General features: G+C 61.7%; 14 protein-coding genes, 1 tRNA gene and 1 pseudogene. 7 read left to right on the top strand and 9 right to left on the bottom strand.

Annotated features, from left to right (window positions below; all coding sequences use genetic code 11):
* Positions 1 to 81 precede the first annotated feature (81 nt).
* The 7 genes and pseudogenes from J4E53_RS08275 to J4E53_RS08245 form a co-directional block, all read right to left on the bottom strand.
* Positions 82 to 354 (bottom strand): annotated as a pseudogene (locus tag J4E53_RS08275) (PDDEXK nuclease domain-containing protein); the annotation flags it as partial.
* A gap of 257 nt (positions 355 to 611) precedes the next feature.
* Positions 612 to 1,019 (bottom strand): hypothetical protein, encoded by a 408-nt coding sequence (locus J4E53_RS08270; protein ID WP_103310082.1) that lies wholly within the window; start codon positions 1,017 to 1,019, stop codon positions 612 to 614.
* 61 nt (positions 1,020 to 1,080) lie between these two features.
* Positions 1,081 to 1,410: a DHCW motif cupin fold protein gene (locus J4E53_RS08265; protein WP_060739618.1), complete on the bottom strand. Its 330-nt coding sequence runs from the start codon at positions 1,408 to 1,410 to the stop codon at positions 1,081 to 1,083.
* A gap of 116 nt (positions 1,411 to 1,526) precedes the next feature.
* Positions 1,527 to 1,602, bottom strand: a tRNA-Phe gene (locus J4E53_RS08260).
* Positions 1,603 to 1,704: 102 nt separating this feature from the next.
* Positions 1,705 to 1,977 (bottom strand): oxidative damage protection protein, encoded by a 273-nt coding sequence (locus J4E53_RS08255; RefSeq protein ID WP_060739617.1) that lies wholly within the window; start codon positions 1,975 to 1,977, stop codon positions 1,705 to 1,707.
* The gene (gene mutY, locus J4E53_RS08250; RefSeq protein ID WP_060739616.1) at positions 1,974 to 3,041 is read right to left on the bottom strand and encodes an A/G-specific adenine glycosylase; all 1,068 of its coding nucleotides are present in this window, start codon (positions 3,039 to 3,041) and stop codon (positions 1,974 to 1,976) included. The genes J4E53_RS08255 and mutY overlap by 4 nt, the downstream gene beginning before the upstream one ends.
* Positions 3,038 to 5,263 carry an AsmA family protein gene (locus J4E53_RS08245; RefSeq protein ID WP_060739615.1) on the bottom strand — a complete coding sequence of 742 codons (2,226 nt, stop codon included), beginning with the start codon at positions 5,261 to 5,263 and terminating at the stop codon, positions 3,038 to 3,040. The genes mutY and J4E53_RS08245 overlap by 4 nt, the downstream gene beginning before the upstream one ends.
* A gap of 506 nt (positions 5,264 to 5,769) precedes the next feature.
* On the opposite strand from J4E53_RS08245, the gene J4E53_RS08240 reads away from it, so the two are divergent.
* The 7 genes from J4E53_RS08240 to J4E53_RS08210 all read left to right on the top strand — a co-directional run bounded on the left by J4E53_RS08240 (position 5,770) and on the right by J4E53_RS08210 (position 11,567).
* Positions 5,770 to 7,431, top strand: coding sequence for an OFA family MFS transporter (locus J4E53_RS08240; protein ID WP_060739614.1), 1,662 nt, complete (start codon positions 5,770 to 5,772; stop codon positions 7,429 to 7,431).
* A 280-nt stretch (positions 7,432 to 7,711) separates the two neighbouring features.
* A complete protein-coding gene (hisB, locus tag J4E53_RS08235) occupies positions 7,712 to 8,305 on the top strand; it encodes an imidazoleglycerol-phosphate dehydratase HisB (protein ID WP_003186751.1) in 594 nt (197 codons plus the stop codon).
* Entirely contained in the window at positions 8,305 to 8,943 is a 639-nt protein-coding gene (gene hisH, locus J4E53_RS08230; RefSeq protein ID WP_024619262.1) for an imidazole glycerol phosphate synthase subunit HisH, read from the top strand. The genes hisB and hisH overlap by 1 nt, the downstream gene beginning before the upstream one ends.
* Positions 8,943 to 9,197: a DUF2164 domain-containing protein gene (locus J4E53_RS08225; RefSeq protein ID WP_003186749.1), complete on the top strand. Its 255-nt coding sequence runs from the start codon at positions 8,943 to 8,945 to the stop codon at positions 9,195 to 9,197. The genes hisH and J4E53_RS08225 overlap by 1 nt, the downstream gene beginning before the upstream one ends.
* 42 nt (positions 9,198 to 9,239) lie before the next feature.
* Positions 9,240 to 9,977, top strand: coding sequence for a 1-(5-phosphoribosyl)-5-[(5-phosphoribosylamino)methylideneamino]imidazole-4-carboxamide isomerase (gene hisA, locus J4E53_RS08220; protein WP_103309345.1), 738 nt, complete (start codon positions 9,240 to 9,242; stop codon positions 9,975 to 9,977).
* 9 nt (positions 9,978 to 9,986) lie between these two features.
* Positions 9,987 to 10,757, top strand: coding sequence for an imidazole glycerol phosphate synthase subunit HisF (gene hisF, locus J4E53_RS08215; RefSeq protein ID WP_003196830.1), 771 nt, complete (start codon positions 9,987 to 9,989; stop codon positions 10,755 to 10,757).
* 63 nt (positions 10,758 to 10,820) lie between these two features.
* The gene (locus tag J4E53_RS08210; RefSeq protein WP_103309347.1) at positions 10,821 to 11,567 is read left to right on the top strand and encodes an ABC transporter substrate-binding protein; all 747 of its coding nucleotides are present in this window, start codon (positions 10,821 to 10,823) and stop codon (positions 11,565 to 11,567) included.
* Positions 11,568 to 11,895: 328 nt separating this feature from the next.
* Here J4E53_RS08210 and J4E53_RS08205 read toward each other — a convergent pair whose 3' ends face one another.
* Both J4E53_RS08205 and J4E53_RS08200 read right to left on the bottom strand, forming a co-directional pair.
* A complete protein-coding gene (locus tag J4E53_RS08205; RefSeq protein ID WP_103309349.1) occupies positions 11,896 to 12,675 on the bottom strand; it encodes a divergent polysaccharide deacetylase family protein in 780 nt (259 codons plus the stop codon).
* 1 nt (position 12,676) lies between these two features.
* Positions 12,677 to 13,993, bottom strand: a complete 1,317-nt coding sequence (locus J4E53_RS08200) for a S41 family peptidase (protein ID WP_103309351.1) — start codon at positions 13,991 to 13,993, stop codon at positions 12,677 to 12,679.
* Between the last annotated feature and the right edge of the window lie 11 nt (positions 13,994 to 14,004).

The following is a 14,004-nucleotide window of genomic DNA, read 5'->3' as shown; positions in this document are numbered from 1 at the left end:
ACTGGAGCGTTGCTGAAAGAAACGCATAAATCTTACATGGGTTTTTGGGTATGCAGTCATCGGGTGTCGGCCCTCATTTTCTCAAGTCGCTGCGCCTGCTTGCTGCTCGCCGAGTCGCGCTCGTTCGCGATTCGGCTCATTGCACAGCTCTTCTTCCGAGGGGAGCACCAGCTTGTATTGACTGACGAACAATTGCTCATTGCCCTGCGATACGGAGTAACGCACCACCGATTCGTCTTTCTGGGCGCACAGAATGATGCCGACGGTGGGTTTGTCATCCGGGCCGCGTTTAAGGTCGTCGTAGAGGCGCACATACATGTCCATCTGCCCGATGTCCTGATGGCTCAGCTCGCCGAGTTCGTTGATCAAGGGGGCGAGCTGAGGGGCATCTTGGGGCAGCAGTGGCGTCATCGCAGTGTCCAACCATTGAGAGGGGCGGACTGCAAGGATGCATCAAGCGATGTTTCGATGATGCCGGACGGGGCTGATTGCTTGGGAGGAAAAATAGTGGATTGACGCAGGACGGGTATGACGCCGCCCCATGTTGGTTGACCTTGGTTTGTAGGAGCTATCCCCGCAGGGCGTCATCCATCGTGGCCCCGGTCTGATAGTCAGTCCTGGCCTTGGGCCAGCGCCTGGGAGGCAGCCACATAATCGGCCTGGAATTGCTTGCTTTCCACCCAGTCCAGCGCGGTCTGCTCATCCACGCCCGTGGTCAGACGGCGGTATTCGATCAATGCGGTAATGATGAAATCGGTCGCTTCTTCCTCACCTTCCTGTTCCAGCACCAGCGCCAGCAGGGGATGGGCCAGGAACGCTTCGCACAGCGCCTTCTGGCTGACCTTTTCGGCGGCACTCATTATCTGGAACAGTTCCGTCAGGTCCACGGTTTCCAGATCGATGCGCTCGTCGTTCGGGTCCAGGAAATCGTTCGGCGCAGCAGCACGCCGAGTGCGGTTCTGCTTGGCTTTCGCCTTGGCGCGCTGGCTGCGCTTGTGCTGTTTGTTCGCCGATGACATGGTCGGATTCCTGATGGATAAGGCCATCTATCCTACAGCCTCAACGCCGACGCTTCGAATCTCAATCCACGACGAAGAGCGTAGCCCCCGATGAAGTGGAGGAACGATGGGGCTCGGCCTGGTCGGCCACCTGATAGCTCATGCCGGGCTTGAGCAAGAATTGCCGACCGTCTTCGAGTTCAGTATTGAGCTCGCCCTTGAGGCAAAACAGGATGTGGCCCTTGGTGCACCAATGGTCGGCCAGATACCCGGCGGTGTATTCCACCATCCGGACCCGAATATTCCCGAATTGCCGCGTGCGCCAATAGGCGGTTCCGGTGACGCCTCTGTGCTCGGTGGGTTCGATGGTTGACCAGTCGGTAGTACCGAAGGGGATGCCGGTGATGTCCATGTCGACTCGCTTGCCAGAGGGGAGCGGACGAATGTAGCTGAGTCGACAAGGCGGAGGAAGGAAATCCCGGGCAATAAAAAACCCCGATCAATTGCTTGATCGGGGTTTTCGGTATTTGGTGCCCAGAGACGGAATCGAACCGCCGACACGGGGATTTTCAATCCCCTGCTCTACCGACTGAGCTATCTGGGCAACGGGGCGCATTAAACGGGTTTTTCAGGGGGGCGTCAAGCAAGTTTTCAAAAAATATTTAACTATTACCGTCGCTTACGATCCGCCCCCACGCTGAACAGCTTATTCGGATGGCGGTACGTAGCCTTCGGCCTTGGCGTAATCTTCGCCGGAAAAGTACTTGTCCATCTCGCCCTGAAGGTATTTGCGATCTTCGGCGTTCATCATGTTCAGGCGTTTTTCATTGATCAGCAGGGTCTGGTGTTTCTGCCAGTCGGCCCAGGCCTTGGCCGAAACATTGTCGTAGATGTCCTGGCCCTTGGCACCCGGGAACGGTGCACGTTCCAGGCCTTCCAGTTGTTCTTTGTACTTGCGGCACATGATGGTGCGGGTCATTGCAACTCTCCTGCGTTCATTACGGCGGCCGCGCGTTCGAGCAAGGTTTTGACCGGGGCGGCAAGGCCCAGGCGCGGCGGGGTGGCGAGGTTATACCAGAGCCAGTCGGCCTCGGCCACGTGATGGCCGGTTTCCCGGACCCGGACCAGCCAGGGTTCGATCGCCAACTGGAAGTGGCTGAAGGTGTGCACCAGGCCTGGCATTTCGTGTTGGCTGCCCAGTTCCAGCGAGTGTTGCAGGGCCAGGTGCTGCAGGTCGTCGAGGTCGTCGAGTTCCGGCAGGCTCCACAGCCCGCCCCATAGTCCGGTGGAAGGGCGACGGTAAAGCAGGATCGCGCCCTCGTGGTTGGCCAGCATCGGCATCAAAGTGCGCTTTTTGGGCACCTCTTTACGGGGCTTGGGAATCGGGTAGCGGGTTTCCAGGCCCAGCATGTGGGCCTCGCAGCCCTGTTTCAGTGGGCAGAGCAGGCAACTGGGCTTGCTGCGGGTACAGAGTGTCGCGCCGAGGTCCATCATCGCCTGGGTGTAGGCGTTGACCCGGTCTTGCGGCGTGAAGCGCTCGGCGGTGGCCCACAGCTGTTTCGCCACCTTGGGTTCGCCCGGGTAGCCTTCCTGGGCGGTGAAGCGCGCCAGCACCCGTTTGACGTTGCCATCGAGGATCGGCGCCCGCAGGCCCATGCTGATGCTGGCGATGGCACCGGCGGTGGACAGGCCGATCCCCGGCAACTCGGTGAGTTTTTCCACGTCCCGGGGGAATTCGCCGCCGTACTGCTCGACGACGATTTTCGCGGTTTTCTGCAAGTTGCGCGCACGGGTGTAGTAACCCAGCCCGGTCCACAGGTGCAGCACTTCGTCCTCCGGCGCGGCGGCCAGGGCTTGAACGGTGGGCAGCGAAGCCATGAACCGGTCGAAGTAATTGAGCACGGTACTGACCTGGGTCTGCTGCAACATGATTTCCGAGACCCACACCCGATAAGGGGTGATGTCTTGTTGCCAGGGCAAATCGTGGCGCCCGTGGCGGTCGAACCAGTCCAGTACCGCGGAGGAAAACTGCTCGGCTCTCATCGCTTGAACAGCCCCTTGAGCGCGTCTTTCAGCTCGGGACTGACCTTGTCGCCGAGCTTCTCCTCGATCTTGTCGCCGAGCCGGTCGCCGGCCAGTTTCGCCGCGACCTTGCCCAACCCGTCGTTGTCCAGGCGGCAGGCCTTCGCCCCCAGCTCCAGTGGGCCGCGGCAGCGCAACGGCCATTCGACGTCGACGTAGCGTTCGTTGACCTGGCAGGCCGGGTCGGGCATGTCGCTCTTGTCGCCTTCGACGATGACGCCGACGCGGTAATCCATGCCCAGCACCCGCAGGTCGATATCGCCGTTGCCGTTGACGGTCATGCCGGGGATGCGGACTTTCAGGTCCGGGTTGTGGGCAACGCCGTTGTTGAAAGTGAGATTGCCGTTGAGTTGCTGGAACGGCGTGTCCTTGCCCCGGGGTTCGCCGCTGAGGGACTTGCGATTGAGGGTGGCGATGCCTTTGCACAATTGCTGTTCGAGGTTGGCATTGAGCAGCACGCCATCGTTGATGACGAACCCGGCGTTGCCGTTGAGGCTGTCGATCAGGGCCTTCTGGCTATTACCGGTGGCGGTGATCGCACTGTTGACGGTGACCAGGCCTTTGACCGGCGGATTCTTGCCCTGGCTTTCGATGATCTTCTCGGCAGGGACCCGGTTGATACGGGTTTGCAGGCTCAACAGTGGAGTCGGTTGGCGCACATCCAGGGTGCCCTTGGTTTCGAAGTTGCCGCTGTACAGATCGCCCCGCAGGTTCTCCAGGGTCAGCAGGCCGCCCAGGCCGGTGGCCTTGAGCGCGGCGTTCTGGATCGGCAGTTTATCCAGGGTCAGTTGCCCGAAGGTCAGATCGGCATCGAGGTCCAGCTTGCTCAGGCGTTCTACCGGAAACAGCCGATCGTTGCTCCAGGCGCCCTGGGTCGGCGCGCTTGGCAGCGGTGAGTTGCCGACACCGGCCATGGCGCTGGCTTCGGTGTTGCTGACTTCGGCCTCACGGGCCGCCTTGGAGCTGTCGGCGTCGGCGGATTTTGGCGGCAGGTAGCGGTCGACATTGAACGTGTCGGCCTTGAGCTGCACGCGCAGGGCCTGCTTGGCAAAGTCTTCCACGGCGATACGACCGCTGAAGGTGCTGTCGTCGAGCTTCAGGTTGATGTCGTTGAGTTCGACGCTGGTCGGCGTGCCGGCAATACGGCTGGCCAGCTCGACCTTGCTCAGGCTGCCTTCGGCCATGGCCGGAAGTGTCTGGCCGACGCTGTCGACGAATTTAGCCAGATCGAACTGGGCGATCGACACCCCGCCATTCAATTGCGGAGTCTTGTCGAGGTCGTTGACCTTCAGTTCACCCAGGGCACGCAGTTGGTTGAGCGAAAGCTTGATGCCGGTCCATTCGGCGACGTTTGCCGCCTTGTCCAGGAACAGCTGGCCTTGGGCGGCGAAATTCAGGGTCTTGCCCTGCAAGGGGTCGCCCGTGGCTTCGCCGGACAGTTTCAGGTCTTCGAACTTGTAGCGTTGCAGGGCACGCTCGAAGCGCAGCTCACCCGTCACTTCGGTGCGTACGCGTACGGCCGGCTGGTTGCTGGACAGGAAAGCGGTCAGGGTGACCGGGATGTTGGTGGAGTCGTGGACCGGGCCGGTGCTCAGTTGGATGCTCTCGGCGGTGTACAGCTTGCCGGTCTGCTCGTCGGTGTATTCGACCCGGGCGTTGTTCACGGTCAGGCTGTCGATGTCCAGGCGGGTCGGCTGGGCAGGTTTTTCTGCCGGGGTGTTGGCGGGTGGGGCCGGTTGCTCGGCTGGCGCCGGGGTGTTCGCCGTCGTCGCCGAGGCTGGTGCCTTGCCGATGTCTTCCCAGTTACCGTGACCGTTCTTGTCGCGGTTGAGCCGCAGGTTCAGGCCCTCGACGCGCACATCGCTCATCTGCACTTCCCGGCGCAGCAGCGGGATCACCCGGACCGAAAGGCCGAGCATCTGCAGGTCGGCGAAAGGTTGGGTCGGATTGGCCAGGGTCGCGACGCTGGCATCGTGCAATTCCAGACCCAGCCAAGGGAACAGGCTCCAGCCGATATCGCCATTGAGGGTCAGCTCGATGTGGGCCTTGTCGCGGGCTATCTGGCGGATCTCTTCTTTGTAGTCGTTGGGATCGAACAGGTGGGTCAGGGCAAAGCCCAGGGCCACGATGATCAGCAACAGCCCGAGAAGTACCAGACCCAGGATTTTGCCGAACGCTTTCATGGGCGAATCCTTGTAGGTTGAGTTCAAAATTTAGCCGGGAGTATAACGCTGTGGATTGGTGGTGGTGCGTTAGGTGCTCGTTATAAGTCCCGTCCGCAGATCCAGTGTGGGAGCGCGCTTGGCCGCCCATGCCTGGCATCGCGAAACGGTTCGAACAGCCAGTCCGGGGCATCCTGGTAGATTTCCCGCAGGTCCTGTTGGCCCTGACAGTTGGCGTCGGTAATGAGCTAGACAACGACGAGCATGAAAATTCCTGAAAAAATAAACCGTTAGCCCCCTACAGAAAGCGAGCGAGCGTGCGATAAGACAGATGGCACGAAAAAGGTGATATCACTTTGGTTTTTCTGCCACGAGCAAATGGTAACCTTTGCCCGTTCGTCCGTCCTTCTGCGACTTGATGTCGCACACTATGGAGCTTCACCAGAAAATACAGCCATGCCTGCGTGCAATGAAGGCTGAGGGTGACGCGTGGCTGACGGACCATTCCAATAACTGGGGGATACACAATGAGCACGAGCATCACGGCGGGCGGCGTCGCCGACCAGCCTGCGTTCCTCTCCAAGGAACGCATCATCGCCAAGCCCGGTTTCAACCGGTGGCTGGTTCCACCGGCCGCACTGGCCATTCACCTGTGCATCGGCATGGCCTATGGCTTTTCGGTGTTCTGGCTGCCACTGTCCAAGGCCTTGGGTGTCACCAAGCCTGTGGCCTGTGCACCGGATATGAGCTTCATCTCGCAAGTCTTTTCGTCCCAATGTGACTGGCCGATCTCGATGCTCGGCTGGATCTACACCCTGTTCTTCATCTTCCTGGGTTGCTCGGCAGCCATCTGGGGTGGCTGGCTGGAACACGCCGGGCCACGCAAGGCCGGCGTTGTATCGGCCTTGTGCTGGTGCGGTGGCCTGCTGATTTCCGCGTTGGGTATCTATACCCATCAGATCTGGCTGATGTGGGTCGGTTCCGGGGTGATCGGTGGTATCGGCTTGGGCCTGGGCTATATCTCCCCGGTGTCGACCCTGATCAAGTGGTTCCCGGACAAGCGCGGCATGGCGACCGGCATGGCGATCATGGGCTTCGGCGGTGGTGCGATGGTCGGTGCTCCACTGGCCGCGGCGCTGATGAACCATTTCGCTTCGCCAACGGGCGTGGGCGTATGGCAGAGCTTCCTGGTCATGGCTGCGATCTACTTCGTGTTCATGATCGGTGGCGCCTTGTCGTACCGCGTACCGCCGACCGGCTGGAAGCCTGAGGGCTGGACCCCGGCACCGAAGAAAGCCGCGAACGCGATGATCACCCATCGCCACGTTCACGTGAATGTTGCCTGGAAAACCCCGCAGTTCCGTCTGGTCTGGTTGGTGCTGTGCCTGAACGTATCGGCCGGTATCGGCATCCTGGGCATGGCTTCGCCACTGTTGCAGGAAGTGTTCGGCGGCAAGCTGCTCGGCAACGACCTGCCGTTCGGTCAACTGGACGCTACGCAACTGGGCCAGATCGCGGCCATCGCGGCCGGCTTCACCGGTCTGTTGAGCCTGTTCAACATCGGCGGCCGGTTCTTCTGGGCCTCCTTCTCGGATTACCTGGGTCGTAAAAACACCTATTTCGTGTTCTTCGCCCTGGGCTTTGCCCTGTACGCGCTGATCCCGAACCTGGGTCACCTGGGCAGCGTCGCGCTGTTCGTGGCGGCGTTCTGCATCATCCTGTCGATGTACGGCGGCGGTTTCGCCACCGTGCCGGCCTACCTGGCGGACCTGTTCGGTACGCAAATGGTCGGTGCGATCCACGGTCGCCTGCTGACCGCCTGGGCTGCGGCGGGCGTGCTGGGTCCGGTGCTGGTGAACTACCTGCGTGAATATCAACTGAGCATCGGCGTTGAACGCGCCGCGGCCTATGACATCACCTTGTACATCCTCGCCGGCCTGCTGGTGCTGGGCTTCCTCTGCAACCTGATGGTCCGTCCGGTCGCCGACAAGTACTTCATGACCGACGCCGAACTGGCCGCCGAACAGGCGCTGGGTCATGACAAAGGCGCCGACAGCAGCACGTCGCTGGAGTGGAAAGCCGCGCCGGGCACCAAGCCCCTGGCGATCGCCGCCTGGCTGGTGGTGGGCATTCCGTTGGCGTGGGGTGTGTGGGTGACCCTGCAGAAGACGGCGGTATTGTTCCGCTAAGACCGTTGCCCTGACCAACAGGACAGGGCAATCCTTGTGGGAGCGAGCTTGCTCGCGATGAGGGTATGTCAGTCGACATCATGGTCGGCTGACCCACCGCCATCGCGAGCAAGCTCGCTCCCACAGTCGTTTTGGGTGATGGCAAAGACTTGTATGGACATGTCTATCACCGACAGCCCGGGGTTCAGCCCGTCAGTGATGTCACCTCTTGTGTTTCTGTTTGCCGCTCGCGCCCCTATAATGGCTGCCTTTTTCGCCCAATGATTTTGCGGAGCTGGTGATGGCCGAACGTAAGGCGTCTGTCGAGCGCGACACTCTGGAAACCCAGATCAAAGCCTCGATCAACCTGGATGGCACCGGAAAGGCCCGGTTTGATATCGGTGTACCTTTTCTTGAGCACATGCTGGACCAGATCGCCCGTCACGGGCTGATCGACCTGGACATCGTCAGCAAGGGCGACCTGCATATCGACGACCACCATACGGTGGAAGACGTGGGTATCACCCTGGGCCAGGCCTTTACCAAAGCCATCGGCGACAAGAAGGGCATCCGTCGCTACGGCCATGCCTACGTGCCGCTCGATGAAGCGCTGTCGCGGGTGGTCATCGACTTCTCCGGCCGCCCGGGCCTGCAGATGCACGTGCCGTATACCCGTGCCACCGTCGGCGGCTTCGACGTCGACCTGTTCCAGGAATTCTTCCAGGGCTTTGTCAACCACGCCAACGTGACCCTGCACATCGACAACCTGCGCGGGCACAACACCCACCACCAGATCGAAACCGTGTTCAAGGCTTTCGGCCGCGCGCTGCGCATGGCCGTGGAGCTCGATGACCGCATGGCCGGCCAGATGCCTTCCACCAAGGGCGTCCTGTAATGCAGACGGTCGCGGTTATCGACTACGGCATGGGCAACCTGCACTCGGTGGCCAAGGCCCTCGAGCACGTGGGCGCCGGCAAGGTGCTGATCACCAGCGATGCCGACGTGATTCGCGAAGCCGACCGGGTGGTGTTCCCCGGCGTCGGCGCGATTCGTGATTGCATGGCCGAGATTCGTCGGCTGGGCTTCGACAAGCTGGTGCACGAAGTCAGCCAGGACCGTCCGTTCCTCGGCATCTGCGTGGGCATGCAGGCCTTGCTCGACCGCAGCGAAGAGAACGATGGTGTCGATTGCATCTCGCTGTTCCCGGGCCAGGTGAAGTTCTTTGGCAAGGGCCTGCACGAAGACGGCGAGCACTTGAAGGTCCCGCACATGGGCTGGAACGAAGTGAAGCAGACGGTGGATCACCCGCTGTGGCACAACATTCCGGACTTGGCACGCTTCTACTTCGTGCACAGCTACTACATCGCCGCCGGCAATGCGCGGCAGGTGGTGGGCAGCGGTCACTATGGCGTCGATTTCGCCGCGGCCCTGGCCGATGGTTCGCGCTTCGCCGTGCAGTTCCACCCGGAGAAGAGCCATACCCATGGCCTGCAATTGCTGCAGAACTTCGCGGCGTGGGACGGGCGCTGGTAATGGCCCGCAAGAAACCGCCGATCCTCACCCTCACGCCCGAGCAGGAGAGTGAAGCGAACCGCAAGATCCAGCGGTTCATGGAGGAGCGTTTCGAACTGGACCTGGGTTCGTTCGAAGCGGCGGAAATTCTTGACCTGTTTACCCGCGAAATTGCTCCGCACTATTACAACAGGGCGATTTTCGATGTGCAGACGCACCTTAAAGAAAGGTTCGAAAGCATTGAAAGCGACTTGTGGGCGCTCGAGAAAAACTGATTTTCGAGCCAAGCTGAATATTCGTATTTGAAGGTTTGCCAGATGCTGATTATCCCCGCTATCGATCTCAAGGACGGCGCTTGCGTACGTCTGCGCCAGGGCCGCATGGAAGACTCCACGGTGTTTTCCGATGACCCGGTGAGCATGGCCGCCAAGTGGGTGGAGGGCGGCTGCCGTCGCCTGCATCTGGTCGACCTCAATGGCGCCTTCGAAGGGCAGCCGGTCAATGGCGAGGTGGTCACGGCCATTGCCAAGCGCTACCCGAACCTGCCGATCCAGATCGGCGGCGGCATTCGCTCGCTGGAAACCATCGAGCACTACGTCAAGGCTGGCGTGAGCTACGTGATCATCGGCACCAAGGCGGTGAAGGAGCCTGAGTTCGTTGCCGAAGCGTGCCGCGCGTTCCCGGGCAAGGTCATCGTTGGCCTCGACGCCAAGGACGGTTTTGTCGCCACCGACGGTTGGGCTGAAGTCAGCGCCGTGCAGGTGATCGACCTGGCCAAGCGTTTCGAAGCCGACGGCGTGTCTGCCATCGTCTACACCGACATCGCCAAAGACGGCATGATGCAGGGCTGCAATGTCCCGTTCACCGCCGCCCTGGCTGCCGCCACCAAGATTCCGGTGATCGCCTCCGGCGGCATCCACAACCTGGGTGACATCAAGGCACTGCTCGACGCCAAGGCGCCGGGCATCATCGGTGCGATCACCGGTCGCGCGATCTACGAAGGCACCCTGGACGTCGCCGAGGCCCAGGCCTTCTGCGATTCCTACAAAGGCTGAGGACTCACCATGGCGCTGGCCAAACGCATCATCCCTTGCCTGGACGTGGACAACGGCCGGGTGGTCAAGGGCGTGAAGTTCGAGAACATCCGTGACGCCGGCGACCCGGTGGAAATCGCCCGTCGCTACGACGAACAGGGTGCGGACGAGATCACCTTCCTCGACATCACGGCCAGCGTCGATGGCCGCGATACCACGCTGCATACCGTCGAGCGCATGGCCAGCCAGGTGTTCATCCCGCTGACCGTGGGCGGTGGCGTGCGCACCGTGCAGGACATCCGCAACCTGCTCAATGCCGGAGCGGACAAAGTGTCGATCAACACTGCGGCGGTGTTCAACCCGGAATTCGTCGGTGAAGCGGCCCAGCACTTCGGCTCGCAGTGCATCGTCGTGGCCATCGATGCCAAGAAAGTCTCCGGCCCGGGTGAAACCCCGCGTTGGGAAATCTTCACCCACGGCGGGCGCAAGCCCACGGGCCTGGACGCCGTCGAGTGGGCGAAGAAGATGGAAGGCCTGGGCGCCGGTGAAATCCTGCTGACCAGCATGGACCAGGACGGCATGAAAAACGGTTTCGACCTGGGCGTCACCCGCGCTATCAGCGATGCCCTGGGCATTCCGGTGATCGCGTCCGGCGGCGTTGGCAACCTGCAACACCTGGCCGACGGCATCCTGGAAGGCCACGCCAGTGCGGTGCTGGCGGCGAGCATTTTCCACTTTGGCGAATACACCGTGCCGGAAGCCAAGGCCTACATGGCTCATCGCGGTATCTGCATTCGCTGACTGCTGGACACCATGGCGGGCCCAAGGCACTCTTGGGCACACCATGGATTGCGGTAGCCCGACATGCTCAAACGCCTCGTTCTTGCCTTTGCCGGTGCCACGTTGCTGCTCGCAGGCACTGTCCGCGCCGCTGATACATCGCTGGTGTTGCTGACGGAAAACTTCCCCCCGTACAACATGGCCAAGAACGGCAAGAACTTCGCCCAGGACGAGAACATCCATGGCATTGCCGTGGACATCGTCCGCGAGATATTCAAGCGCGCCGATATCTCCTACAGCCTGACGCTACGTTTCCCCTGGGAGCGCATCTACAAACTCGCCCTGGAAAATCCGGGTTACGGTGTGTTTGTCATGGCGCGGTTGCCAGAGCGTGAAAAGCTTTTCAAATGGGTCGGCCCCATCGGTCCGGACGACTGGATCATGCTCGCCAAGGCCGACAGCAAGATCGCTCTCGACTCGCTGGAGCAGGCGCGTCAATACAAGATCGGTGCCTACAAGGGCGACGCAATTGCCGAGACGTTGACCAAGCAGGGACTCAAGCCGATTGTCGTGTTGCGCGATCAGGACAACGCCAGGAAGCTGGTCAACGGCCAGATCGACCTGTGGGCCACCGGGGATCCGGCCGGGCGTTACCTGGCGCGCCAGGAAGGGGTGACCGATCTCAAGACCGTGCTGCGCTTCAACAGTGCCGAGTTGTACCTGGCCTTGAACAAGGACGTACCCGACGACGTGGTCGCCCGGCTTCAGGCGGCCTTGGATGAGCTCCGCAAGGAAGGGGGGGTGGACGCGATCATGGCGCGGTATCTCTGATAGCTGGAACAAACCTGTGGGAGCGAGCCTGCTCGCGAAAGCGGTGGGTCAGCTTGCCGGGATGTTGAATGTGCCGCCGTCATCGCGAGTTCAGGCTCGCTCCCACAGGGATCTGCTGTGAACGCCAATCTTGTGCCCAAGGCAAAACCACAGTGGGAGCGAGCTTGCTCGCGATAGCGGTGGGTCAGCTTGCCGGGATGTTGAATGTGCCGCTGTCATCGCGAGCAAGCTCGCTCCCACAGGGATCTGCTGTGAACGCCAATCTTGTGGCCGATGCAAAACCACTGTGGGAGCGAGCTTGCTCGCGATGGCGGCGACGCGGTCGCCGCTACCGATAAACCCCATCCTTCCCATGCCCAGCCATCGCCTGATTGCTGCGCAGGCTGATCATCGACTTGATGTCGATCCATTCGATGCCCTGGGCCTTGAGCTTGGGTAGCTCGCGTTCGAGTACCGCCAGGGTCTGCGGATAGGGATGGCCGATCATCACAGCCGAGCCTTGCCGGCGGGCCAGGTCGATGGCGGTTTGCAGCTGTTGGGCGATGGCGGTTTCGGTGCGCTCGTCGTCCAGGAACACATCCCGCGACACACTGGCGAGGCCGATCTTTTGCGCTTCGGCGGCGGCGACGGTCTGGGCGCTGGTGCGGCTGTCGACGAAAAACTTGTGGCGCTGCTGCAAGTTCGCCATCAGCCACGCCATGGCCTTGGGCTGGGCGGTCATGCGGCTGCCCATGTGGTTGTTGATCCCGCTGGTGTAGGGCACGGCAGCGAACGCGGCGTCGAGGCGCTTGCCCAGTTCTTCGATGGACAGTTCCGGATGCCAGGCGAACGGCCCGGTGGCCGGGTCCATGGGCATATGCAGCATGACCAGCTTGCCGGCGCGATGGGCTTCGCGGGCGAATTCGGCGGCGTGGGGTGTGTCGGGCATGATCGCGGCGGTGACCGGCCCGGGAAGGGCGAGCACCCGACGGTCCCGGGGCAGGTTTTGCCCCAGGTCGTCGATGATCAGGCTCAGGTACGCCTTGTGCGGCGAAGAGGGCGTGGCGGGCGCCGCGTTAACGGCCCCCGCCAGCAGGCACAGCAGGACGAAGGTGAAACGCAGGCCCATCTCAGCGGCCGGACGTGATGTTCAACCCTTTGAGCAAGCTCAAGGCCTGGGCCAACTGATAGTCGTCATCCTGAGGCATTGGCTTGGCCTTGGTGCCGGAACCGGTCGGTTTGTCGGCGCCGCCGTTGCCGTTGCCCAGGTGACCTTGCAGGTCGGCTTCCTTGAAGTACTCGCTGTCCTGCTCGTTGGTGATCTTGGCCTTGCGCACTTCGATGTCCGGGACAATGCCCTGGGCCTGGATGGAACGGCCGTTAGGCGTGAAGTACAGCGCGGTGGTGATCTTCAGGGCACGGTCGTTGTTCAGTGGCAACACGGTCTGCACCGAGCCCTTGCCGAAGCTGGTGGTGCCCATGACCACACCGCGCTTCTGGTCCTGCAGGGCGCCGGCGACGATTTCCGAGGCCGAAGCGCTGCCGCCGTTGATCAGCACCACCAATGGCACGGCTTCGCTCAAGTCGTTGCCAGTGGCCGAGAAGCGCAGCTCGGAATTGGCGATACGGCCCTTGGTGTAGACGATCAGGCCCTTGGTGATGAAGTGGTCCACCACTTCCACCGCCGACTGCAATACGCCGCCGGGGTTGTTACGCAGGTCCAGGACCAGGCCGTTGAGTTTCTTGCCGTTGTCCTTGCGCATCTTGGCCAGGGCCTTGGCGACTTCTTCGCCGGTCTTGACCTGGAACTGGGTGATGCGGATGTAGCCGTAGCCCGACTCCAGCAACTGGCTTTTCACGCTCTTGACCTGGATGACCGCTCGCGTGAGCGTCACATCGAACGGTGTGCCACCGTCGCGTACCAGGGTCAGGGTGATCTTCTGGCCGATCTTGCCGCGCATCTTGTCCACGGCTTCGGTCATGCTCTGGCCGCGCGTCGGCTGGCCGTTGATCTTGACGATGAAGTCACCGGCCTGGATGCCGGCCTTGGAAGCAGGCGTGTCGTCGATTGGCGAGACGACCTTGACGAAGCCGTCTTCGCTGCCGACCTCGATGCCCAGGCCGCCGAATTCGCCGCTGGTGCTTTCCTGCAGCTCGGCAAAATCGTCTGGCCCCAGGTAGGCCGAGTGCGGGTCAAGGTTGCTGAGCATGCCTTTGATGGCGTTCTCCAGCAGCATCTTGTCATCCACCGGTTCCACGTAGGCGGCCTTGATCCGGTCCATGACCTCGGCAAAGGTGCGCAGTTCGTCCAGCGGCAGCGGCGCCTTGGTGGTTGCGGCCGTGGCGGCGGGGGCCGATGGGGCCGGTTCGGCGGCGAAAGCCAGGGGCGCACCGATCACGAGGGCGATCGTCAGGGCCAGCGAGGTAAGGCGGGACAAATGCAGCATGTCGAACGAAC

This window comes from Pseudomonas sp. FW305-28, assembly GCF_017351395.1.
Lineage (GTDB): Bacteria > Pseudomonadota > Gammaproteobacteria > Pseudomonadales > Pseudomonadaceae > Aquipseudomonas > Aquipseudomonas fluorescens_AA.
Note: the sequence above shows the minus strand (reverse complement) of the source record. Positions and strands in the feature narration are given on the sequence as shown.

Excerpts from the sequence above, each read along its gene's own strand:
- J4E53_RS08270 (WP_103310082.1), bottom strand. The coding sequence starts at position 1,019 with ATGTCATCGGCGAACAAACAGCACAAGCGCAGCCAGCGCGCCAAGGCG.
- J4E53_RS08265 (WP_060739618.1), bottom strand. The coding sequence starts at position 1,410 with ATGGACATCACCGGCATCCCCTTCGGTACTACCGACTGGTCAACCATC.
- J4E53_RS08255 (WP_060739617.1), bottom strand. The coding sequence starts at position 1,977 with ATGACCCGCACCATCATGTGCCGCAAGTACAAAGAACAACTGGAAGGC.
- mutY (WP_060739616.1), bottom strand. The coding sequence starts at position 3,041 with ATGAGAGCCGAGCAGTTTTCCTCCGCGGTACTGGACTGGTTCGACCGC.
- J4E53_RS08245 (WP_060739615.1), bottom strand. The coding sequence starts at position 5,263 with ATGAAAGCGTTCGGCAAAATCCTGGGTCTGGTACTTCTCGGGCTGTTG.
- J4E53_RS08240 (WP_060739614.1), top strand. The coding sequence starts at position 5,770 with ATGAGCACGAGCATCACGGCGGGCGGCGTCGCCGACCAGCCTGCGTTC.
- hisB (WP_003186751.1), top strand. The coding sequence starts at position 7,712 with ATGGCCGAACGTAAGGCGTCTGTCGAGCGCGACACTCTGGAAACCCAG.
- hisH (WP_024619262.1), top strand. The coding sequence starts at position 8,305 with ATGCAGACGGTCGCGGTTATCGACTACGGCATGGGCAACCTGCACTCG.
- J4E53_RS08225 (WP_003186749.1), top strand. The coding sequence starts at position 8,943 with ATGGCCCGCAAGAAACCGCCGATCCTCACCCTCACGCCCGAGCAGGAG.
- hisA (WP_103309345.1), top strand. The coding sequence starts at position 9,240 with ATGCTGATTATCCCCGCTATCGATCTCAAGGACGGCGCTTGCGTACGT.
- hisF (WP_003196830.1), top strand. The coding sequence starts at position 9,987 with ATGGCGCTGGCCAAACGCATCATCCCTTGCCTGGACGTGGACAACGGC.
- J4E53_RS08210 (WP_103309347.1), top strand. The coding sequence starts at position 10,821 with ATGCTCAAACGCCTCGTTCTTGCCTTTGCCGGTGCCACGTTGCTGCTC.
- J4E53_RS08205 (WP_103309349.1), bottom strand. The coding sequence starts at position 12,675 with ATGGGCCTGCGTTTCACCTTCGTCCTGCTGTGCCTGCTGGCGGGGGCC.
- J4E53_RS08200 (WP_103309351.1), bottom strand. The coding sequence starts at position 13,993 with ATGCTGCATTTGTCCCGCCTTACCTCGCTGGCCCTGACGATCGCCCTC.